General features: G+C 65.6%; 17 protein-coding genes. 13 read left to right on the plus strand and 4 right to left on the minus strand.

The annotated features are described in order from the left end of the window. Positions 1-24 precede the first annotated feature (24 nt). The 4 genes from glnE (at position 25) to AB3G31_RS21620 (ending at position 8,936) form a co-directional block, all read left to right on the plus strand. Positions 25-2,808, plus strand: coding sequence for a bifunctional [glutamate--ammonia ligase]-adenylyl-L-tyrosine phosphorylase/[glutamate--ammonia-ligase] adenylyltransferase (gene glnE / locus AB3G31_RS21605; protein WP_367848094.1), 2,784 nt, complete (start codon positions 25-27; stop codon positions 2,806-2,808). Between the two features lie 307 nt (positions 2,809-3,115). After that, entirely contained in the window at positions 3,116-4,504 is a 1,389-nt protein-coding gene (locus AB3G31_RS21610) for an efflux transporter outer membrane subunit (RefSeq protein WP_367848095.1), read from the plus strand. Between the two features lie 20 nt (positions 4,505-4,524). After that, the gene (locus tag AB3G31_RS21615; RefSeq protein WP_367848096.1) at positions 4,525-5,667 is read left to right on the plus strand and encodes an efflux RND transporter periplasmic adaptor subunit; all 1,143 of its coding nucleotides are present in this window, start codon (positions 4,525-4,527) and stop codon (positions 5,665-5,667) included. 173 nt (positions 5,668-5,840) lie between these two features. Next, the gene (locus tag AB3G31_RS21620; protein ID WP_367848097.1) at positions 5,841-8,936 is read left to right on the plus strand and encodes an efflux RND transporter permease subunit; all 3,096 of its coding nucleotides are present in this window, start codon (positions 5,841-5,843) and stop codon (positions 8,934-8,936) included. Between the two features lie 148 nt (positions 8,937-9,084). Here AB3G31_RS21620 and AB3G31_RS21625 read toward each other — a convergent pair whose 3' ends face one another. Together AB3G31_RS21625 and AB3G31_RS21630 are read right to left on the minus strand one after the other, a co-directional pair. Next, complete coding sequence (locus AB3G31_RS21625; protein WP_367848098.1) at positions 9,085-10,026, minus strand: homocysteine S-methyltransferase family protein; 942 nt, start codon at positions 10,024-10,026, stop codon at positions 9,085-9,087. A 282-nt stretch (positions 10,027-10,308) separates the two neighbouring features. Next, positions 10,309-11,250: a LysR family transcriptional regulator gene (locus tag AB3G31_RS21630; protein ID WP_367848099.1), complete on the minus strand. Its 942-nt coding sequence runs from the start codon at positions 11,248-11,250 to the stop codon at positions 10,309-10,311. 104 nt (positions 11,251-11,354) lie between these two features. Here AB3G31_RS21630 and uraD point away from each other — a divergent pair, with 104 nt between their 5' ends. The 3 genes from uraD (at position 11,355) to AB3G31_RS21645 (ending at position 13,445) form a co-directional block, all read left to right on the plus strand. Continuing rightward, entirely contained in the window at positions 11,355-11,921 is a 567-nt protein-coding gene (gene uraD, locus AB3G31_RS21635; protein WP_367848100.1) for a 2-oxo-4-hydroxy-4-carboxy-5-ureidoimidazoline decarboxylase, read from the plus strand. A 32-nt stretch (positions 11,922-11,953) separates the two neighbouring features. Next, positions 11,954-12,931 carry a Bug family tripartite tricarboxylate transporter substrate binding protein gene (locus tag AB3G31_RS21640; RefSeq protein ID WP_367848101.1) on the plus strand — a complete coding sequence of 326 codons (978 nt, stop codon included), beginning with the start codon at positions 11,954-11,956 and terminating at the stop codon, positions 12,929-12,931. A gap of 190 nt (positions 12,932-13,121) precedes the next feature. Then, a complete protein-coding gene (locus AB3G31_RS21645; protein WP_367848102.1) occupies positions 13,122-13,445 on the plus strand; it encodes a low molecular weight protein tyrosine phosphatase family protein in 324 nt (107 codons plus the stop codon). A gap of 329 nt (positions 13,446-13,774) precedes the next feature. On the opposite strand, the gene AB3G31_RS21650 is transcribed toward AB3G31_RS21645, so the two are convergent. Then, positions 13,775-14,686 (minus strand): LysR family transcriptional regulator, encoded by a 912-nt coding sequence (locus AB3G31_RS21650; protein ID WP_367848103.1) that lies wholly within the window; start codon positions 14,684-14,686, stop codon positions 13,775-13,777. Positions 14,687-14,829: 143 nt separating this feature from the next. On the opposite strand from AB3G31_RS21650, the gene AB3G31_RS21655 reads away from it, so the two are divergent. The 5 genes from AB3G31_RS21655 (at position 14,830) to AB3G31_RS21675 (ending at position 19,119) form a co-directional block, all read left to right on the plus strand. Next, complete coding sequence (locus AB3G31_RS21655; RefSeq protein ID WP_367848104.1) at positions 14,830-15,582, plus strand: SDR family oxidoreductase; 753 nt, start codon at positions 14,830-14,832, stop codon at positions 15,580-15,582. 159 nt (positions 15,583-15,741) lie between these two features. Further along, positions 15,742-16,479 (plus strand): glutathione S-transferase family protein, encoded by a 738-nt coding sequence (locus AB3G31_RS21660; RefSeq protein WP_367848105.1) that lies wholly within the window; start codon positions 15,742-15,744, stop codon positions 16,477-16,479. Between the two features lie 109 nt (positions 16,480-16,588). Beyond that, positions 16,589-16,738 (plus strand): hypothetical protein, encoded by a 150-nt coding sequence (locus AB3G31_RS21665; protein ID WP_367848106.1) that lies wholly within the window; start codon positions 16,589-16,591, stop codon positions 16,736-16,738. Next, the gene (locus AB3G31_RS21670; protein WP_367848107.1) at positions 16,738-16,908 is read left to right on the plus strand and encodes a hypothetical protein; all 171 of its coding nucleotides are present in this window, start codon (positions 16,738-16,740) and stop codon (positions 16,906-16,908) included. Before AB3G31_RS21665 ends, AB3G31_RS21670 begins: the two co-directional genes overlap by 1 nt. Positions 16,909-17,211: 303 nt before the next feature. Further along, a complete protein-coding gene (locus AB3G31_RS21675; protein WP_367848108.1) occupies positions 17,212-19,119 on the plus strand; it encodes an alpha-amylase family glycosyl hydrolase in 1,908 nt (635 codons plus the stop codon). Here the strand turns inward: AB3G31_RS21675 and AB3G31_RS21680 are convergent. Continuing rightward, positions 19,116-20,108, minus strand: coding sequence for a glycosyltransferase family 2 protein (locus AB3G31_RS21680; protein WP_367848109.1), 993 nt, complete (start codon positions 20,106-20,108; stop codon positions 19,116-19,118). The genes AB3G31_RS21675 and AB3G31_RS21680 overlap by 4 nt on opposite strands. A 139-nt stretch (positions 20,109-20,247) precedes the next feature. On the opposite strand from AB3G31_RS21680, the gene AB3G31_RS21685 reads away from it, so the two are divergent. Next, positions 20,248-21,687, plus strand: coding sequence for a lipopolysaccharide biosynthesis protein (locus AB3G31_RS21685; protein ID WP_367848110.1), 1,440 nt, complete (start codon positions 20,248-20,250; stop codon positions 21,685-21,687). Positions 21,688-21,705 lie beyond the last annotated feature (18 nt).

Here is a 21,705-nt window from a genome sequence, read left to right on the forward strand (position 1 = left end):
GATGCAACCAGAATTATCACTCCCATGGCAGCCGCGCCCGCAGCAGGCCCCCCCGTTTACGGTGTTACTTTGTTAAGCACTCCCGCCCCCACCGCGCCCCTGTCCGGCCACTCGCGTTTTGTGCAGCGCCTGCGCCGCCGTTATGCCGACCAGCTCGATCTGCTCCCCCCCGGCCCCCCCATCCGCGCGAACATGGAGGCCACCCTGGCCACCCTGCGCGCCACCGGGCTGGACACCGGGGCCGCCCTGCGCAGCCTGCGCCAACTGGTGATGGAGCGGCTCGTGGTGCTGGACTGCGACCAACAAGCCCCCCTGCAGGTGGTGACCCGGGCGGTGACCGAGCTGGCCGAAATCGCCCTGGATGCCGCCTGCAGCCACGCCTTTGCGCAACTCGACAGCCAGCACGGCGCGCCCCTGGCCCCCGACGGCAGCCGCGCCCAGATGTGGGTGGTGGGCATGGGCAAGCTGGGTGCCCGCGAGCTCAACGTGTCCAGCGACATCGACCTGATCTACGTCTATAACCATGACGGCGACACCGCCGGCCAGCCCGACATGCCCGAGGGCCGGGGCCGCACCAGCAACCACGAGTACTTCTGCAAGGCCGTCAAGACCATCTACGCGCTGGTGGGCGACACCACCGAGCACGGCTTTGTGTTCCGCGTCGATCTGGCGCTGCGCCCGCACGGCAATTCCGGGCCGGTGGCGGTGTCCATGGACGCCTTGGAAAATTATCTGCAAGAGCAGGGCCGCGAATGGGAGCGCTTTGCCTGGCTCAAAAGCCGGGTGGTGGCCCCACGCAGCTGCATCCACGACGCCAGCGCGCTGCGCACCGTGGTGCTGCCGTTTGTGTTCCGCCGCTACCTGGATTACGGCGTGTTCGACGCGCTGCGCAACCTGCACCAGCAGATCCGCGACCATTCGGCCAAGCGCAGTGCGGGCCGCCCCGAGCGGGCCAACGACGTCAAGCTGTCGCGCGGCGGCATCCGCGAGATCGAGTTCACCGTGCAGCTGCTGCAGGTGGTGCGCGGCGGCCAGTTCCCCGAGCTGCGCACCCGCCCCACGCTGGCCGCCCTGCAGCGCCTGGCCCGCGCCGGGCTGATGCCCCAGGTGACCGCCGACGCCCTGGCCCGCGCCTACACCTTTCTGCGCCGGGTCGAGCACCGCATCCAGTACCTGGACGACCAGCAAACCCATGTGCTGCCCACCATCGATGCCGACCTGGCCTGGATCGCCCACAGCATGGGCTACCCCGACTGCTGCGCCTTCCTGACCGAGCTGGACACCCACCGCGAACTGGTGGCGCAAGAGTTCGACACCCTGCTGGGCGGCAAAAAGGAATGCAAGGGCTGCAACGGCAAGGGCGGCAAAGCCAACGCCGGCGGGCCGGGCGACCTGTCGGGTGCGCCGGACCTGGCCACGCTCGCCGAGCGCCTGGACGAGCCGCTCAAAGGCCGCCTGCTGCGCTGGTCCACCCACGCCCGCGTACTGGCCCTGCGCGACATCTCCGGCGCGCGGCTGTCGCGGCTGGTGCAGCGCACCCTGGGCTGGCTGCAAGAGGGCAGCACCAGCCTGGACGGCGTACTGCGCTGGATGGACTGGATCGAGCCCCTGCTGCGCCGCGACCACTACCTGGCCCTGCTGCTGGAGCGCCCCTCGGTGCACCAGCGCCTGCTGCGCCTGCTGGCCGCCGCCAAATGGCCCGCCCGCTACCTGCAGCAACACCCCGGCGTGATCGACGAACTGGCCGCCGAGACCATGCTGGCCGAGCGCTTCGACCCCGCCGCGCTGGAGGCCGAGCTGGAAGCCCGCCGCAACTCGCTGCGCATCACCCAGGAGGACGACGAAGAAACCCTGCTCAACCTGCTGCGCCGCGCCCACCATGCCGAGCTGTTCCGCACCCTGGCGCGCGACGTGGAAGGCCGCATCACCGTCGAGCAGGTGGCCGACGACCTCAGCGCGCTGGCCGACGTGGTGCTGCGCGTCACCGCCCGCTGGTGCTGGCAGCGCCTGCCCAGCCACCACCTGGACGAGCCGCGCTTTGCCGTCATCGGCTACGGCAAGCTGGGCGGCAAGGAGCTGGGCTACGGCAGCGACCTGGACATCGTGTTCGTGTTTGAGGACGAAGACGAACGCGCCCCCGAGGTCTACGCCCAGCTGGTGCGCAAACTCATCAACTGGCTGAGCGTCAAGACCGCCGAGGGCGACCTGTTCGAGATCGACACCGCCCTGCGCCCCAATGGCAACTCCGGCATGCTGGTCACCACCCTGGCCGCCTATGCCAGCTACCAGGAAGGCCGGGGCAGCAACACCGCCTGGACCTGGGAGCACCAGGCCATGACCCGCGCCCGCTACGTGCTGGGCCCAGACGACATGGCCCAGCGCTTCGATACCATCCGCCAAAACGTCATCACCGCCCCGCGCGACCGGCCCGCCCTGCAGGCCGAGATCGTCGCCATGCGCAACAAGGTGCGCGCCGCCCACCCGGTGCGCGGTGACAACTTTGACGTGAAACACAGCACCGGCGCCATGGTGGACGCCGAATTTGCCGTGCAGTACCTGGTGCTGGCGCACGCCGCCCAGCACCCTACGCTGCAAGACAACGTGGGCAACATCGCCCTGCTGCGCCGCGCCGAGGCCTGCGGCCTGCTGCCCCCCGGCGTGGGCGAAGCGGCGGCCAACGCCTACCGCGAACTGCGCAAGGCCCAGCACCAGGCCCGCCTGAACGAAGCCCCCACCCAGGTCGCCCCGCCCCTGCTGCAGAAAGAGCGCGCGGCGGTGCTGGCGCTGTGGCACGTGGTGTTTGGGTAATTGCTATTGAATAAGTAGCTGCTTGCGCTGATGGAACAAGCGCAAGCAGCACTTTTCATGCACAAACCACCCGCGGCCCCGGCCCGGTCGGCCCGCGCCGCGCTGACATAAACCGACACATACCGATACCCCCTGGAGAAGACCCGGCTTACCGACCCTGGCACCATGGGGCCAACGCCTCGCCGCCCTGCGTGGGCTGCGCGGCGTCCCCTCGATGGGGGACAAAGCGCAGGCCTGTCACACGGCAGGTGGCAGCCACCCGATACGATAGCCCCGCCTACCCTTGCCACCCCTGGAGCCCCTCCGCATGCCTCTGCCCCGCTGGCCTCTTCTGTGCCTCCTGCCCCTGTGGCTGTCCGCCTGCGCCATTGCACCGCCACCCGCCACCGTGCCCGCCCAGGCCGCCCCGCAATGGACGGCCCCGCTGCCGCACCAGGGCCACATGGGCGACCTGGCAGACTGGTGGCAGCGGCTGGACGATCCGCTGCTGGTGGCGCTGATCGCGGCGGCGCAGGAGGCCAGCCCCACGGTGGCCTCGGCGGCGGCACGCATTGCCCAGGCGCGGGCCACAGCGGTGGGCGCGGGTGCCGCGCTGGGGCCCACGCTGGATGCCGCGGCCAGCGCCAGCCGGGGCATCTCGCAGCCCGCCGTGCCCATTGCCACCACCGCCCAGGCCGGACTGCAGGCAGCCTGGGAGATCGACCTGTTTGGCACCAACCGGGCCGCCGCCAACGCCGCCCAGGCGCGCCAGCAAGGCGCCCAGGCCCAGTGGCATGACGCGCGGGTGGCGGTGGCCGCCGAGGTGGCCAGCCAGTACGTGTCGGTGCGGGCCTGCGCCCTGCTGCGCGGGCTGGCGGGGGAAGACGCCCAGTCGCGCCGGGAAACGGCCCGCCTGTCGGGCTTGAGCACCCGCGCCGGGTTTACCGCCCCGGCGGTGGACGCGCTGGCCCGCGCCAGTGCCGCCGAGGCCAACAACCGCGTGGTGCAGCAACTGGCGCAGTGCGACCTGTACCTGAAAGCCATGGTCGCGCTGACCGGCCTGGCCGAAGCCGATTTGGCACAAAAACTGGCCTCAGCGCCCATTCCACCAGCGCAACCAGCTCTGTTTTCCATAGCATCCATCCCCGCACAGGCCCTGGCCCAGCGGCCCGACATCTTCAGCGCCGAGCGCGAGGTGGCGGCGGCCAGCTTCGACGTGGGCAACGCCCAGGGCCAGCGCTACCCGCGGCTGACCTTGAACGGCTCCATCGGCGCGCTGGCCTACCGGGCGGGCTCGGTCAGCGAGAACTTTGGCACCTGGTCCATCGGCCCGCTGGCCGTGTCGGTGCCCCTGTTCGACGGCGGGCGGCGCAGCGCCGAGGTGGATGCCGCCCAGGCCCGCTACACCGAAGCGGTGGCCCTGTACCGCGCCAAGGTGCGCCAGGCCGTGCGCGAGGTGGAAGAAGCCCTGGTCAACCTGCGCAGCGCCGCCGACCGCAACGCCGACACCCAGGTGGCGGCCCAGGGCTACCAGGCCGCATTTGCCGCCACCCAGGCCCGCTACACCGCCGGTTTGGCCAGCCTGCCCGAACTGGAAGACGCCCGCCGCACCGCGCTGGCCGCCGACACCAACGCCATTGCCCTGCAGCGCGAACGCCTGCTGGCCTGGATCAGCCTGTACCGCGCCGTGGGCGGCGGCTGGACTGGCCCGCTGTAAACCTCTACCGACACCTTCCCATGCACAAAAATGCTATTTATTCCGTAGCTGCTCTCGCCCTGTCCATCAGCGCCATCGGCCTTTTTTCTATAAATTCTCAAGCCGCGGACAAGGCCCAGGCCGCTGCGCCCAAGCCCGCGCTCACCGTCACCACCGTGCAGCCGCAGCGCAGCCCCTGGGCGGTACAGCTCAGCGCCAACGGCAACGTGGCGGCCTGGCAAGAGGCCAGCATCGGCAGCGAAGCCAGCGGCCTGCGCCTGCTGGAAGTACGCGCCAATGTGGGCGATGTGGTGCGTGCCGGGCAGGTGCTGGCCACCTTTGCCGACGAGAGCGTGCAGGCCGATGTGGCCCAGGCGAAGGCGAATGTGCTGGAGGCCGAGGCCAATGCCCAGGATGCCAGCGGCAACGCCGCCCGCGCCCGCACGCTGCAGGCCACCGGGGCCCTGAGCGAGCAGCAGATCACCCAGTACCAGACCACCGAGCAGGTGGCCAAAGCCCGGGTGGCCGCCGCCCGCGCCACGCTGGTGGTGCAGCAGCAGCGCCTGCAGCACACCCAGGTGCGGGCCCCCGACTTTGGGGTCATCAGCGCCCGCAGCGCCACCGTGGGCGCGGTGCTGGGCAGCGGCACCGAGCTGTTCCGCATGGTGCGCCAGGGGCGGCTGGAGTGGCGCGCCGAGGTCACCGCCGCGGAGCTGGAGCGCATCAAGGTGGGCACCATCGCCCAGGTGCGCACGGCCCAAGGCACGCCGGTGCAGGGCAAGGTGCGCATGGTGGCCCCCACGGTCGACCCGCAAACCCGCATGGGGCTGGTGTATGTAGATTTGCCTGCGTCGAATCTCAAGCCCGGTATGTTTGCCAGCGGCGCATTTGCGCTGGGCCAAACGACCGCGCTGACCGTGCCGCAAACCGCCGTGGTGGTGCGCGATGCCTTCAGCTTTGTCTACCGCGTGGGCAAAGACCAGCGGGTGGCCCAGGTCAAGGTGCAAACCGGACGGCAGCTGGGCGACCGGCTGGAGATCACCAGCGCTTTGCCCCCCGATGCGGTGCTGGTGGCCAGCGGCGCGGGCTTTTTGAACGACGGCGATCTGGTGCGGGTGGTGCAGGAATCCAAGCCGAATGTGTCCCCAGCGCCCTCTGCACCAGCGCAAGCAGCTAGCAAATAAAGAGCAAACATGTTGAACCTAGAAAATGCTGGTGGCTGCCCGCCCCTCACCCCATCCCTCTCCCCGAAGGGGCGAGGGCGTCATGCAGGAGCCCGCATCGCGCCCTCCCCGGATGTCCTGTCTTGCCCCCTCTCCTGCCGTGCGGGAGAGGGCTGGGGTGAGGGAGCCACACCATGAACGTCTCCTCCTGGTCCATCAAGAACCCGATTCCGGCGGTGATGCTGTTTGTGCTGCTGACGTTTGCCGGGCTGCTGTCCTTCAACGCCATGAAGGTGCAGAACTTCCCCGACATCGACCTGCCCACGGTCACCGTGTCCGCCAGCCTGCCCGGCGCGGCCCCGGCCCAGCTGGAAACCGAAGTCGCCCGCAAGCTGGAGAACTCCATCGCCACGGTGCAGGGCCTGAAGCACATCTACACCTCGGTGCAGGACGGCAGCGTCACCGTCACGGCAGAGTTCCGGCTGGAAAAGCCGGTGCAGGAGGCGGTGGACGACGTGCGCTCTGCCGTGGCCCGCGTGCGCAGCGACCTGCCGGGCGACGTACGCGACCCCATCGTCAACAAGGTGGACATGGCGGCCCAGCCGGTGCTGGCCTTCACCATCCGCAGCCCGAAGCTGGACGCCGAGGCGCTGTCGTGGTTTGTCGACTTTGAGGTCACCCGCAAGCTGCTGGCGGTGCGCGGCGTGGGGGCCGTGAGCCGCGTGGGCGGCGTGACCCGCGAGGTGCAGGTGGCGCTGGACCCGCTCAAGCTGCAGGCGCTGGGCGCCACCGCCGCCGACATTTCGCGCCAGCTGCGGCTGGTGCAGCTAGACAGCGCCGGGGGCCGCGCCGACCTGGGGGTGGGCGAGCAACCGGTGCGCACCCTGGCCACGGTGCAAACCGCCCAGGAGCTGGGCCAATTGCAACTGGCGCTGGCCGATGGCCGCCGCATCCGCCTCGACCAGGTGGCCACCGTGACCGACACCGTCGCCGAGCAACGCTCTGCGGCGCTACTCAACGGCCAGCCGGTGGTGGGCTTCGAGGTGGCGCGCAGCCGCGGCGAAAGCGAGGTGGCGGTGGGCGCGGCGGTGCAAAAGGCGCTGGCCGAGCTCAAACTGCAGCACCCCGACATGGAGCTCACCGAGTCCTTCAACTTTGTGACCCCGGTGGAAGAGGAATACACCGGCTCCATGCACCTGCTGTACGAGGGCGCCATCCTGGCGGTGGTGGTGGTGTGGCTGTTTTTGCGCGACTGGCGGGCCACACTGGTGTCGGCGGTGGCGCTGCCGCTGTCGGTCATTCCGGCCTTCATCGGCATGTATTTGCTGGGCTTTTCGGTCAACGTGATCACGCTGCTGGCGCTGTCGCTGGTGGTGGGCATTTTGGTGGACGACGCCATCGTGGAGGTGGAAAACATCGTGCGGCATCTGCGCATGGGCAAGACCCCGTACCAGGCGGCCATGGAGGCGGCCGACGAGATCGGCCTGGCCGTGGTGGCCACCACCTTTACCCTGGTGGCGGTGTTTTTGCCCACCGCCTTCATGAGCGGCATTGCGGGCAAGTTCTTCAAGCAGTTTGGCTGGACCGCCTCGCTGGCGGTGGTGGCCTCGCTGGTGGTGGCGCGGGTGCTCACGCCGATGATGGCGGCCTACATTTTGAAGCCCATCGTCGGGGCCGAAAAAGACGCCGGCTGGATGCGCGTCTACATGCGCTGGGCCACCTGGTGCCTGAAGCACCGGGTGCTGACCATGGTGGGGGCCACGGTGTTCTTCTTTGGCTCGATCGCGCTGATTCCGCTGCTGCCCACCGGCTTCATCCCGCCCGACGACAACTCGCAAACCCAGGCCTATCTCGAGCTGCCGCCCGGCTCCACCCTGGCACAAACCAGCGTGGCCGCCGAGCAGGCCCGCACGCTGATCGCCCAGGTGGCGCACGTGCAAAGCATCTACACCACCATCGGCGGCGGCAGCGCGGGCGGCGATCCGTTTGCCCCGGCCGGGGCCGCCGAGGCGCGCAAGGCCACGCTGACCATCCAGCTCAGCCCGCGCGGCGACCGGCCCCGCAAGCAGGGCATTGAAAACGCCATCCGCAGCGCGCTGGAGCCGCTGCCCGGCGTGCGCAGCAAGGTCGGCCTGGGCGGCTCGGGCGAAAAATACGTGCTGGTGCTCACCGGCGAAGACCCGGTCGCCCTGCAGGCCGCCGCGCAGGCGGTGGAGAAAGACCTGCGCACCATCCAGGGTCTGGGCCAGGTCGCGTCCAGCGCCAGCCTGATCCGGCCCGAGATCGCAGTGCGGCCCGACTTTGCCCGCGCCGCCGACCTGGGCGTGACCAGCAGCGCTATTGGCGAGACGCTGCGCATTGCCACGCTGGGCGACTACGACATTTCGTTACCGAAGCTGAACCTGTCGCAGCGCCAGGTGCCCATCGTCGTCAAGCTCGATGACGCGGCCCGCAAAGACCTCAGCGTGCTGGAGCGCCTGGCCGTGCCGGGTAGCAAAGGCCCGGTGATGCTGGGCCAGGTGGCCACGCTGGAGACCAACGGCGGCCCGGCCGTCATCAGCCGCTACGACCGCACCCGCAACGTCAACTTCGAGATCGAGCTCTCGGGCCTGCCGCTGGGCGACGTGAAAGAAGCCGTACAAAAGCTGCCCGCCATGGCCCAGCTACCGCCCGGCGTGAAGGTGGTGGAAATTGGCGATGCCGAGGTGATGGGCGAGCTGTTTGCCAGCTTCGGCCTGGCCATGCTGACGGGCGTGCTGTGCATCTACATCGTGCTGGTGCTGCTGTTCAAAGACTTTTTGCACCCGGTGACGATTCTGTGCGCGCTGCCGCTGGCGCTGGGCGGGGCCTTCGTGGGCCTGCTGGTCGCGCAAAAGAGCTTCTCCATGCCCTCGCTGATCGGCCTGATCATGCTCATGGGTATTGCCACCAAGAACTCCATCCTGCTGGTGGAATACGCCATCGTGGCCCGCCGCGACCATGGCATGACGCGGGTCGAGGCCCTGCTGGACGCCTGCCACAAACGCGCCCGCCCCATCATCATGACCACCCTGGCCATGGGCGCGGGCATGCTGCCGATTGCGCTGGGCTGGGGCGCGGCGGATTCGAGCTTCCGCAGCCCGATGTCGGTGGCGGTGATTGGCGGGCTGATCACGTCTACGGTGCTGAGTTTGCTGGTGGTGCCTGCGGTGTTTACCTACATCGATGATTTGGAGCACTGGTTCAAGCGCATGGGGGCGAAACTGCGGGGCAAATCGCCCCCGGTGCCGCAGGCCAAGGCGCTATCTTAATAAGAGCTTCCAGCGCTGATGAAATAAGCGCTGGCGGCCCTTTTTTCCTGAGGTGACGCTAGATATGCCTCCGCGAGGGATTGGTTCAGCCCTGCCCTAAGGTTCGAATGCGTTTGGGGACAGGGGGCCAGGTCGTGGCGGTGGGCGCTCAGAATGCCTGGCTGGTCCACGCATCGCGTATGGCGCGCAGGTGGCGCCAGTCGGTGCCGCAGCAGCCGCCCAGTACATTCAGCCGCGGCAAGGCACCTTGGAGTCCACGGTACCGTTGGGCCAGGTCTTCAGGGTCGCCTATGTCCAGTTCGGTTGAGTCATCGAGCTCAGCGTGGCTCTTCGTCGAGGCGTTTGCACGGACACCTTGGATGCGCGCAATCCAGGGCTCGCCCACCGGCAAGGCATGTTCGAAGTGCCGCGGATGCGCGCAATTGATGGCAAAGTACGCTGGCGGCGCATACGCGTCCACTTTCCCTATCGCATCACCCAACGATTCGCCGCTGGGCAATCGGCCGTCGGTTTCTACCGTGAAAGAGATGGCCACGGGCAAACCCACCCGCCGTGCCGCGATGGAAATGCCCAGGGCCTCGGCGGCTGTGGTCATCGTGACCCCGGCGAGCATGTCGACCCCGCCTGCGGCAAGCGCCTGCGCCTGCAGGAGGTGGTAATCGGCAGCTTCGTCCACACTGGTGGGGGCATCGGCAACGTAGCCGTCGCCCCGCGGGCCTATGACCCCGCTGACAACGATGGGCCCGCTGAGGCGTGGAGCCCAGCGCGCACGCATCGCGCACATCATCTGCGCCGCCTGGGTGTTAAGTGCTTTCAGGCGGGTGGCATCGATGCCCAGGAGAGCGGCCCAGTCGGAACTGGCACGCCAGGTGGGTGTTTCCAGTATGAAACCAGCGCCTGGCATCTCACCGCAGAGTTCAAGGTATGGAACGTAGTAACTTTTCAGTCGCTCTTGGCCAAGCTCATCTTGCAGCAGCGTAAAGGCCGCAAAGTGTGGCAATGCAATGTTGTCGAGGAACACGAGCGAGGTCTCAAGGCCGCCGTCGCTCAAGAAGATTCCCCCCGTGAGTTGGGGAAGTGCATGGGTCATGCTCCGCCTCCTTCCATGGATGGGATCCTGCGTTCGGGCACCACGATACTCCGGCGCGCAAGCTTGGGCAACCCTGCATATGCGCTATCGGAAAAGGAGCTTCATGTGCTTATGGAATAAGCGCTGGCGGCCTTTTTCGATCTAAGGCGACGCTTCATGCGTCCCCGTGAGGCGGCGCGCCCTGGATCGGGATGGGATGCAAGGCGCAAACCACTGACATAGCTTGGGCTATGGCGAGGATTTGCAACGCCGCAGACCGCGAGGGGCTTGTTCAGCGTTGCCCTAGTCCTTGGAGGCAGCTTGCCCCCGTGCCGCCGCCAGGCAGTCCTGCAGCGCTTGGATGAGCCGCTCGGACACCAGCTTCACCACCGGTCCGGGCGGCTTGGTGGCATCCACGGCCACGCTGATTTCCTGGGGTTCGGCCCCCCGGTCCCGGATGGGGATGAAGACCAGCGTTCCGGACGCCAGCTCCGATGCCACGTCCAGCTCGGACGTGAACACCACATGGTGGCCGCCCAGTGCCAGCTGCTTGACCAGCTGCAGCGAGTTGGTCTCGGTATAGCGGCGCGGTTCCTTGAACAGCCAGCTGTACTGCGCCTCCAGATACCGCCGGATCGTCAGCGCCTTGCTCTGCAGCGCCACCGGGTGGGCCATGGCCTCCTGGAAACTCACCGTCTCGCGCTGCGCCAGCGGGTGGCCGGGTGCCACCACGCAGCCCAGCGGCAACGCGCTCTTCCACAGCACCAGCAGTTCCCGGCGCGGCTTCAGGTTGAAGATGGCGGCCAGGTCGGCCTGGCCGGTCAGCAGTGCCGCCTCGGCATCGTCGGGCGTGGCCAGCGCGATGGACAGGCTGACCAGCGGATGCAGCGCACCCAGATCCCGCACCAGGGCGGGCATGACGCTGGTGGCATGGCTGTCCATAGCCACCAGCGACACATGGCCCTGGTGGACGCCCTGGAGGCGGCGGATCTCGGCGACCACCCCCCGTTCGTCTTGCAGCCAGTGGCGCGCCAGCGTGATGAGTGCGTCGCCCGAGGCCGTCAAGCGCATGCCGCGCGGCAGCCGCTCGAACAAAGGCACGCCGAGTTCTTCCTCCAGTTGCAGGATCTGCCGGTTGATGGCCGAAGCCGCCACGTGGAGCTCGCGCGCGGCCTTCTGGATGGAGCCCGAGCGCGCCACCTGGTCGGCGTAGCGCAGTCCGGCGGGAACGAGGGAATGGCGCATGGAGGGGTATTGAGAAGTGTCGGCAGAGTGTACTAATTTTGCGTATGCAGCACTGCAAAAATGGTGATGGACGGCAATGATTTGCGTCCCTAAGATCCGTTTCCATGAGCACACGATCTACCCTGGAACACCTCAACACCTGCGCACCCGAGGTCTTTTGCGCCACCCTGGCCGACATCTGGGAGCACGCCCCCTGGGTGGCACGCGGTGTGGTCGACCAGCGCCCTTTTGCGACCATCGATGCCCTGCACACCGCGATGGTGGAGGTGGTGGCCGCTCTGGACGAGCCCGCACGCGTCGCCTTCTATGCCGGACACCCGGAACTGGCCGGTGACGACGCCCGCCGGGGTTTGATGACCGATGCGTCGGTTGCCGAGCAGGGCACCTTGGCGCTGGCGCGGCTGGACACCGTGGATGCCGAGCGCTGGAGCGCCCTCAACCGGGCCTACCGGGCGCGCTTCGGCTTCCCGTTCATTCTGTGCATCCGCCGCCACACGCGGGAGTCGGCCCTGCAGGCCTTCGAGCAGCGGCTGGGGCACGACCGCAACACCGAGCTGGCCACCACGCTCAGCGAAATCGCCGCCATCACCCGCCTGCGCCTAGACCGCCTGGTGCCCGATGCGCCCGAGGTTTCCCACACGGCCAGCCACGGCGAATCGATTCCTTCTTGACCGTACTTTCTAATCCACCACCGGAGCTATCCATGAACACTCGACGCAAAATTTCCCTCCTGGCGTGCGCGCTGGGCCTGCTGGCCGCGGTGCCCGCTGGCGCCCAGGGCACCTATCCCGACCATCCGGTGAAACTCGTTGTGGCGCTGCCCGCGGGTGGTGGGGTGGACATCATTGCGCGCCTGGTCGGCCAGAAGCTGGCCGCCGTCACCGGCCAGCCCTTCGTGGTGGACAACCGGGCCGGAGCCTCTGGCCGCATCGGCCTGCCGTTCGTGGCCAAGGCCGCGCCGGACGGCTACACCTTGATGGCGTCACCCGCGTCGTTCCTGACCACCAACAAAAGCATCTTCAAAGAGCTGCCTTACGACCCGCAGGCCGATTTCGTACCCATCACCAAGCTGGCCAACCAGTCGATGGTGCTGGTGGTCAAGGACAAGCAAAAGTTCTCCAGCGCAGCGGCGCTCTTGGCCGCCGCCAAGGCCAAGCCCGGGGGCCTGAACTACGCCAGCTCGGGCGACGGCAGCCCCCAACACCTGGCCGCGCTGATGTTCGAGACCCGGGCGCAGGTGCGCATGACCCACATACCGTACAAAGGCGGCGCGCTGGCCATCACCGACCTGCTGGGCGGCAACGTAGACCTGCTGTTCGCGCCCCTGCCCGAGGCGCTGCCCTACCTCAAGACCGGTAAGCTCACCGCGCTGGCGCTGATGAGCGACAAGCGCTCGGCACTGATCGCCGACGTGCCCACGATGCGCGAAGCAGGCATCCCCAACATGGTCATGCAGACCTGGATCGGCCTGCTGGCTCCCGCTGGCACGCCCCGCCCCCTGGTGGACCAGCTCAACCGCCAGGTGCACGCCCTGCTGCAGAGCGAGGACGTGAAGAAACAACTCTATGAGATCGGCATGGACCAGGCCCCCACCACCCCCGAGCAATTCCAGCAAACCATCGCCCAGGAGATCGCGCTGCATGCCGACCTGGTAAAGGCTTCGGGGCTGGTGCCGCAGTAGGGGTTTGCGACGTCGGAACACGTCGGCCAGCTGCGGCAAGAGATCCATCGCCCCGCAATGGATAGTGGCGGTGCCAGCGCAGTTGCCGCCGGAATCGCAAACCCAGTTGCTATCGCAATAAGAGCTGCCAGCGCAGGTACCATCTGCGCTGGCAGCTCTTTTTTTTTAAACCTTGGATATAGCTCCCGCCATGCCCCGCGTACTCTTCATCTGCAGCCGCAATAGATTGCGCAGCCCCACGGCGGAGCAATTTTTCTCCACCGTACCGGGCGTAGAAACCGACTCCGCCGGCCTGGCGCCCGACGCCGAATGCCCGCTGAGCGCGGACCAGGTCGAGTGGGCTGACATCATCTTTGTGATGGAGAAACGGCACCGCACGCAGCTGACCCAGCGGTTCAAGCGGCACCTATCCGGGAAGAAAGTGGTGTGCCTGGATATACCGGACAACTACCAGTTCATGCAGTCGGAGCTCGTGGCGTTGTTGGGGAAGCGGGTGGCGGGGCATTTGGGGTAGGGACATTTGCAATGCCGAAACCTGGAACCAGCCACTCCACCGACAGTACCCACGGATGCCCACGGATGCCCACAGCCCCAGATTGCTATTGGAGAAGTTGACACGGTTCAGCAGCACCTGGGTCGTGGCCGCTACCCGCAGCCGCTACTTCGTCCCTGGCGAGTGGGCAGGGCATATCGTCAGCACTCGTGTCTACCGCGAACATGTGGATGCAGCGGACGCCGTGTAGGCCACCAGCAGCCACCCCGCACAATGCACAAGCTGCCGTATTTTTGTCATCGACCCATCCGGTGTTGTACGGCGCAAAGGTGAAGACAGCGAAAGCCCCCTTATCGAACCAGAGGCAGCTCATGGTGGGCGTTGAGTGCAGGAACCTTTGAAAACGCTTCGGCGATGAAATCCATGAATACGATGGCCCGCTTCGGAAGAAGTCTGTTCGCAACGTAAATGACTTGAATGGGAACAGGCGGGGCGGCGTATTCCGTCAGTAACAACTGCAAATTACCGTTTTTCAGCCCTTCCTCGTACAGCCATTCCGGCCCATGCCCGATCCCTAGCCCTGCATTGACAGATTCGCGGATGGCTTCAGGTGAGTTGACGCGAAGCCTGCCAGAGACGGGAACTTCGGTATCCCGGAAACGCCATGTGGCACCGGACGACAGCAAGGTGTACACCACGCAATCGTGCCCGCGTAGATCATCGGGAGTACCGGGGACTCCGCGTTGAGCCAGATATCCCTTGCTGGCAACGCACACGCGTCCGAACAAGCCTATCCGCCGCGCGCGCAGTGCGCTGTCTTCCAAATGCCCGATCCGAATCGCCAGTTCAGCCCTCTCATCGACCAGATTCACATAGCGGTCATTGATCTGGAGATCCAACTCCAACCCTGGATAGCGTTCCAGGAAGGTGGGCACATGGGGCAACACGAATGTGTGGGCCAGCGCCGTCGGACAAGCGACGCGTAGCAATCCGGAGGGGTTGACGTTCTCCCTGAATGACGACTCTGATTCGTCCACGGCGTCAAGAATTCGCCGTGCTTCCGCGTAGTAGCGTTCCCCCTCGGGCGTGAGGGCAAGCTTGCGCGTTGACCGGTGCAGCAGCCGCGTTTGCAGATGATCTTCCAGTGCCGCCACATAGCGGCTGACGTTTGGCTGTCCTAGCCCCAGGTCGCGGCCCGCAGCGGAGAAACTGCCTGTCTCAACGGCACGAGCGAAGCATGTCATCCACAAAAAACGGTCCACGCGAAATCCTTGATTCATGCAATTGAAGCATGAAATATATTCAAATATACGATCTTATCCAATTCAATGCATGAATGCATAGTTCTCCCCACGGCAGGTCAGCCAAGGTTGGCTGACCATAAATAACCTACAGGAAAACTTTCATGTCCCGATTGCAAGGCAAACGTACTCTCATCACCGGCGGCACCAGCGGCATTGGCCTGGAAACGGCCAAGCAGTTCCTCGCCGAAGGCGCACGCGTCATCGTCACCGGTGTCAACCCGGACTCCATCGCAAAGGCCCAGGCAGAACTGGGTAGCGAGGTTCTGGTACTGCGTGCCGACTCAGCCAGTGTGGCCGCGCAGAAGACGTTGGCGCAAGCCGTCCAGGCGCACTATGGCCAGCTCGACATCGCCTTTCTCAACGCCGGCGTCTCCGTCTGGTTGCCAATCGAAGCGTGGACGGAAGAAATGTTCGATCGCTCGTTCGACATCAACGTCAAGGGGCCTTACTTCCTGATCCAAGCACTGTTGCCTGTTTTCGCAAACCCCGCATCGGTGGTGCTCAATACGTCGGTCAGCGCGCACATTGGCGCGGCGCATTCATCGGTCTATGCCGCAACCAAGGCTGCATTTCTGAACATGTCGAAGACGCTTTCGGGTGAATTGCTAGCGCGTGGCATTCGCGTCAACGCCGTCAGTCCTGGCCCGGTTGAAACGCCGCTGTACGACAAGATGGGCATTCCTGAGGCCTATCGCGATCAGCTCAACAAGGACATTGCCGCAAGCATTCCGTTTGGTCGCTTCGGCACGCCTGAGGAAGTAGCCAAGGCGGTGCTGTATCTGGCTTGCGACGAGTCCCGATGGACTGTGGGCTCTGAAATCATCGTTGACGGTGGTCGCACTCTTAACGGCTGATTGCCGACGACATCTAAAGGACCACACCCATGCCGACTCTTTCTGCCAGCCTTTGAGCTATCACCCTCGGCCGGATTTCTCGAAGCCACACGGGTAAATCAGCCGCGATGCGCCCGCCCCACATGCGTGGGGGGCTTCTTATTTACAAGGAGCATTCCTATGCCACAAACGCAATTGACACTCATCAGCCACCCTCTATGCCCGTTCGTTCAACGGGCGGCTATCGTCCTTCTGGAAAAGGGCGTGTCGTTCGCCAGGATCGATGTCGATCTCGCGGCCAAGCCGGACTGGTTTCTGGCGCTTTCGCCAACCGGTAAGGTGCCATTGCTCAAGGTAAGCCAGGCGGATGGACCGGATGCCGTTCTCTTTGAAAGCATGGTGATCTGCGAGTATCTCGAGGAATCTCAGGGCGGCGCAGCGTTATATCCTGTCGATGTACTGTCTCGTGCCCGGCAGCGGGGCTGGATCGAGTTCGGCACGGCAACCCTCGCCGAGGCCTGGCAGTTCCTCAACGCCAAGGATCGCCCGACCGCAGATGCAAAGCAGGCGGCGTTCCAGGACAGGCTCCAGCAGCTGGAAACGGTGCTCGTGGAAGGGCCCTATTTCGGCGGTGCCGCCTTCGGCATGGTCGATGCCGTGTTCGCGCCCCTTTTCCGCTATTTCGACATCCTCGAGCCGACGGTATCGCAGCCGATCTTCGAGAACCTTCCCCGCGTCACAGCGTGGCGGGACGCGCTGGCAAGTCGACAAAGTGTTATTGCTGCGGTGACAGGAGACTATGCCGAGCGATTCCAGCAGCACCTTCGCCAGCATCAGGTGCTCCTCGCGCACAGACAGCTGGTTCACCACATGCCGGAGTCGGCCAGGGGCAGTCCACCTGATGGTTCGGCGACATGACCGCTCCAAGTGCCAGTTAGCTCCTTTTTGAGCTCGCCGCGTGGTCGATGGGTGCGGCCCAGTGCCCGCGAGATGGCCCGGCCTGCTCCGGCGCGACCAGGTCTGGTTTATGGAGAAGCACCCGAACCAAAGCTCGTCGCTGTACCCGTTGCCCGACTTCAGCCCGCGCAAGAACGAAGCGCTGGAGCGCGGTTATCTGCAAGGGCGCTACGGCGCGCTGCCGCTCATGCGCAACCAGGCTTTGGGGGTTACGGGCTGATGGGGCGCGACAACCAGGCCAAAGACCGGCAGTTGCGTCGCAAGACAAGCAAAGAGGCGCAGCGTGCCAGTTACGCCCGCATCCTGGTCGTGACCGAGGGCAGCAAAACCGAGCCGCTGTATCTGGAGGAGAACCCTTCAGCGCACTGCACGAACTGGTCACGTTGCTGACCACGCTAAGCGCCTGAGCAGGTTCGATCACCGCGAACACGGGTTCCAACGCACGGCGGGCCGGGTGCCGTATGGCGAATGCAGGGCGAGATGCAGGCAGTTGCTATATTTATAGTAGCTGGTTACCCCCTTGGAATCAGCACAAGAGGCCGATTTTTCTTAAATTCTTAGCACCGACACTGGTGTTTTCCCTGTGCCGCAGGCAGGCCATTCCGGCTTCAAATCCCTCTGCTTCAAAGCGCTTTGAACGGCGGGTTCCCGTACACTCGCCGCAGCTTTACCTACCCACCCACTCGCCGCACCATGCTTTCCGTCGCACACCAAACCCAACTCGCCCACCAGCACGTCGTCGCCGCCCTCAAAGCCCGCCCCGAGGCCAAGGCGGCGCGCAAGGCCTGGAACGCATTTGCGGCCAGGCTGGACGCGCACTTTCCGCAACTGGTGAAAGAGCTGGCCCCGCTGTACGGCGCGCGGCCGGACTTTCTGGACTTCTTGGTGGACCTGCTGTCCAAGGCCTTTGATGCCTGGAACGCCCGCCCCGCGGATTTGCAGGCACTGGATGTGCAGCGCGAGAAGAACCCGCGCTGGTTCCAGTCGCAAAAGATGCTGGGCGGCGTGTGCTACGTGGACCTGTACGCGGGCAACCTCAAGGGCCTGCAGAAGCAGATTCCCTACTTCAAGGAGCTGGGGCTGACGTATCTGCACCTGATGCCGCTGTTCAAGTGCCCCGACGGCAACAGCGACGGCGGCTACGCGGTCAGCAGCTACCGCGAGGTGAACCCGGCCCTGGGCAAGATGGAAGACCTGCAAAACCTGGCCGCTGCGCTGCGCGCCGAGGGCATCAGCCTGGTGCTGGACTTCATTTTTAACCACACCTCCGACGAGCACGCCTGGGCCACGGGCGCGGTGGCGGGCGACCCGCAGTACGCCGACTTTTACTACCTGTTCCCCGACCGCACGCTGCCCGACGCGTACGACAAGACCGTGCGCGAAATCTTCCCCGACCAGCACCCCGGCGCGTTCTCGCAGCTGCCCGATGGCCGCTGGGTCTGGACCACCTTCAACAGTTTCCAGTGGGACCTGAACTACAGCAACCCCGCCGTGTTTACCGCCATGGCGGGCGAGATGCTGGCCATCGCCAACCTGGGCACCGAGATCTTGCGCATGGACGCGGTGGCCTTTGTGTGGAAACGCCTGGGCACGGTGTGCGAGAACCTGCCCGAGGCGCACACGGTGATCCGCGCCTTCAGCGCCCTGGTGCGCATTGCCGCGCCCAGCATGCTGTTCAAGAGCGAGGCCATCGTGCACCCGGACGATGTGGTGAAGTACATCTCGCCCGAGGAGTGCCAGCTCTCGTACAACCCGCTGCAGATGGCTTTGCTGTGGAACAGCCTGGCCACGCGCGAGGTGAACCTGCTGCAGCAGGCGCTGGAGCAGCGCCACAACCTCGACCCCGACACCAGCTGGGTCAACTACGTGCGCAGCCACGACGACATTGGCTGGACCTTTGCCGACGAAGACGCCATCCAGCTGGGCATCCACGGCTTTCCGCACCGGCAGTTTTTGAACCGCTTCTACGTGAACCGCTTCGAGGGCAGCTTTGCGCGGGGCGTGCCGTTCCAGGACAACCCGGCCACCGGCGACTGCCGCATCAGCGGTACCTGCGCGTCGCTGACGGGTATCGAACAAGGCGACCCGCTGGCCCCGGCGCGCATTTTGCTGCTGCACAGCGTGGCCCTGAGCACCGGCGGCATGCCGCTGATTTACCTGGGCGACGAAGTCGGCACGCCCAACGACAACAGCTACCTGAACGACCCCGCCAAGGCCGGGGACAGCCGCTGGGTGCACCGCCCGGCCCGCGTGCCGAGCCTGTACGCCCAGCGCAACAAGAAGAACACCGTGCCCGGCCAGATCTACCAGGGCCTGCGCCGCATGGTGGAGGTGCGTGCCTCGCTGGACGAGTTTGCCGGGGGCCATCTCACCGGTTTTCGGGCTGGCAACCCCAGCGTGCTGGGCTATTTGCGCGGCACGCCGGGCGCGCATGTGCTGGCGCTGGCCAACTTCAGCGAGCAGCCGCAAAGCTGCCCGGCCATCGTCTTCAGCGCCCAGCCCGAGAGCGCGGTGGACCTGCTGACCGGCGAGACGTGCCACTTGCACGCCGGGCTGACGCTGGCGCCCTACGAGGTGCTGTGGCTGGACTGCCGGGGCTAAGAACGCTTCAATAGACTGCGGGCGATGTGCTTGGGGTGCAGCACCCGCAGCGCGCCGCCCCAGCCCGATAGCTGGCGGATGAAGGCCAGGCCTTCGCGGTAGTCGCGCCAGCCTTTCTGGCAGCACAGGTACATGTAGTCTTTGGCGCAGGCCTGCATTTCTGCCAGGCAGGCGGCCCGGTTGGCCGGGCTCAAATGCAGGGCCGGGTTGTCGCGCACCATCTGGATGGCCCGCAGGCCGTTGGCGGCATTGCGCTGGGCGTTTTTGATCTGCGAGGCGTTGTCGTCGTGCCAGCGGTAGCGGGTGATGGATTCGCTGGTGTAGACAAAGTCGCCCAGCAGCACCAGCCGCACCAGAAACTCGCGGTCTTCGGCCGTGCCCAGGCTTTCGTTGAACACGCCCACGGTGTCGATGGCCGCGCGCGCCACCACCAGGCTGGAGGGCTTGATAAAGTTGCCCTTGACCAGCCGGGGAAAGATGGTGGCGTCGATGCGGTAGCAGGCGGTGCCCGCAATCGGCATGCCGAATTTTTTGGACGGGTTGCCCCAGAAGTCGTCGTACAGGCGCTCATTGGGCACGTCGCCCGCAAACAAGCGGCCCGCGCCATAGGCCGCAATGGCCGAGGGCACCAGGGCCAGGGCGGCCACCAGGGTGGCAAGGTGGAACGGCTCCCAGATGTCATCGGCATCCAGAAAGGCGATCCAGTCGCCGGTGGCCAGGCGGATGCCCTGGTTGCGGGTGGCCGAGATGCCGCTGTTTGTCTGGTCGTGCAGGCACACGGTGAAGGCGGTGGTGTTGTGCGCCATCCAGTCCCGGATCACCTGGCTGGTGGCGTCCTTGGAGCCGTCGTTGACCACCACCACCTGCACCGGGGGCAGGGTTTGCCGGGCGATGCTGTCCAGGGCATCGGTGATGAAGCCAGCAGCGTTATAAGCAGGTATCACCACCGAAATGCGGGCGGCGGCGGGTGAAACTGTTGTTTCGGGCATCAATTTCTTTCTCAAGACAAGGACAAAAGCGGCGTTGGGAATGATAGTCCCGGCCAAACGCCAAATCTGCCACAGTTCTGCGCATGGGCGGCTGCGCCATCCCCTAAACTCGTTAGCTGTTTCCTATCCGGTAGCCGCTTTGTCCATTCGCAAATCACTCGTCTATTCCTATCTGGACCGCTATGCCAGCTTAGTGGTCAGCATTGTTTCCTCCATGGTGATTGCCCGCGTGCTGACGCCGGAGGACATTGGCGTCTTCTCCGTCACCATGGTGTTGATCTCGTTCGTTGCCACGGTCCGCGACCTGGGTGCCGGGCAGTACCTGATCCAGGAAAAGGAGCTCACCACCGACCGCATCCGCGCCGTCTGGGCCGTGCAGCTGGGCCTGGGGGTGTTTTTAGCCATGGTGGTGTTGGCCGCCAGCGTACCCGTCTCCACGTTCTACAAAGAGCCCCGCATGCTGAACATCATGCTGGTGGTGGCGGCCAATTACGTGATCAACCCGTTTGGCTCGCTTACCTATGCCTGGCAAATGCGCGAAATGCGCTTTGACACCCTGGCCATCGTGCGTTTCAGCTCCACCTTGGTCGGCGGCATCGTGGGGGTGGCCATGGCCTGGTTTGGCCACGGGCCCATCAGCCTGGCCTATGGCGCACTCGGCTCTACTTTGGTGAACGCCGGCATGGCCATCTTCTTTCGGCCCAAGGATTTTCCGTGGCTGCCGGGCACCAAGGAAATCCGCCGCGTGCTGGCGTTTGGTTCGCGCCTGACGGGGTCCAGCATCTTGCAGACGGTGGCCGGTAGCGCCCCCGAGCTGCTGCTGGGCAAGTTGCAAAGCATGACCGCGGTGGGCCTGTTCTCGCGCGCCACCGGGCTGGTGTCGATGTTCAACCGCATCGTGCTCGAAGGCATGAACGTGGTGGCGATTTCCTGGTTTGCCAAACAGTCCCGGCAAAACGAGAGCATCACGCCCGCCTTCCTGACGGCCACCTCGTACGCCAGCGCCCTGGGATGGGCCTTTTGCCTGGGGACAGTGTTCCTGGCCCACCCGACCATCCACATGATGTATGGCGACCAGTGGGGGGGCGCAGTGGACCTGACCCGCGTGATCGCGCTGTCGCTGGCGGTCAGCCTGCCGTCCGCGCTATGCCATCCGGCGCTGATGGCGCTGGGCTCGGTTGACCGCATGCTGCGGGTGACCACCTCCACCACCGTGATGACCGTGGTGCTGGTCGCTATCGGCTCGTACTTCGGACTGATGGCCATGGGCTGGTGCGTGGTGCTGGCCGCAGCCTTGCGCAGTTGGGTCTGGCTGGTCGCCGCCCGCAAGGAGGTGGACTTCACCTGGCCGGCCTTGCTGTCCCTGTCGCTGGGTAGCGCTGCGGTGGCAGGCGCCTCGGCCATCGGACCACTGTGCGCGTTTGTGGTGTACGGCCCCTATCCCACAGAGATCTGGCAGCCATTGCTGATGGGTGTGCCGACTGCTATGGTGGGGTTCCTGGTGGCGGTCATTGGGCTGAAACACCCGTTGCTGGACGAGCTCAAGCCGCTATGGGCCAAGCTGCGCACTTACCGGTAGTTCGCCAACTTATTCTTT

Source organism: Rhodoferax sp. WC2427 (assembly GCF_040822085.1).
Classification (GTDB): Bacteria; Pseudomonadota; Gammaproteobacteria; order Burkholderiales; family Burkholderiaceae_C; genus Rhodoferax_B.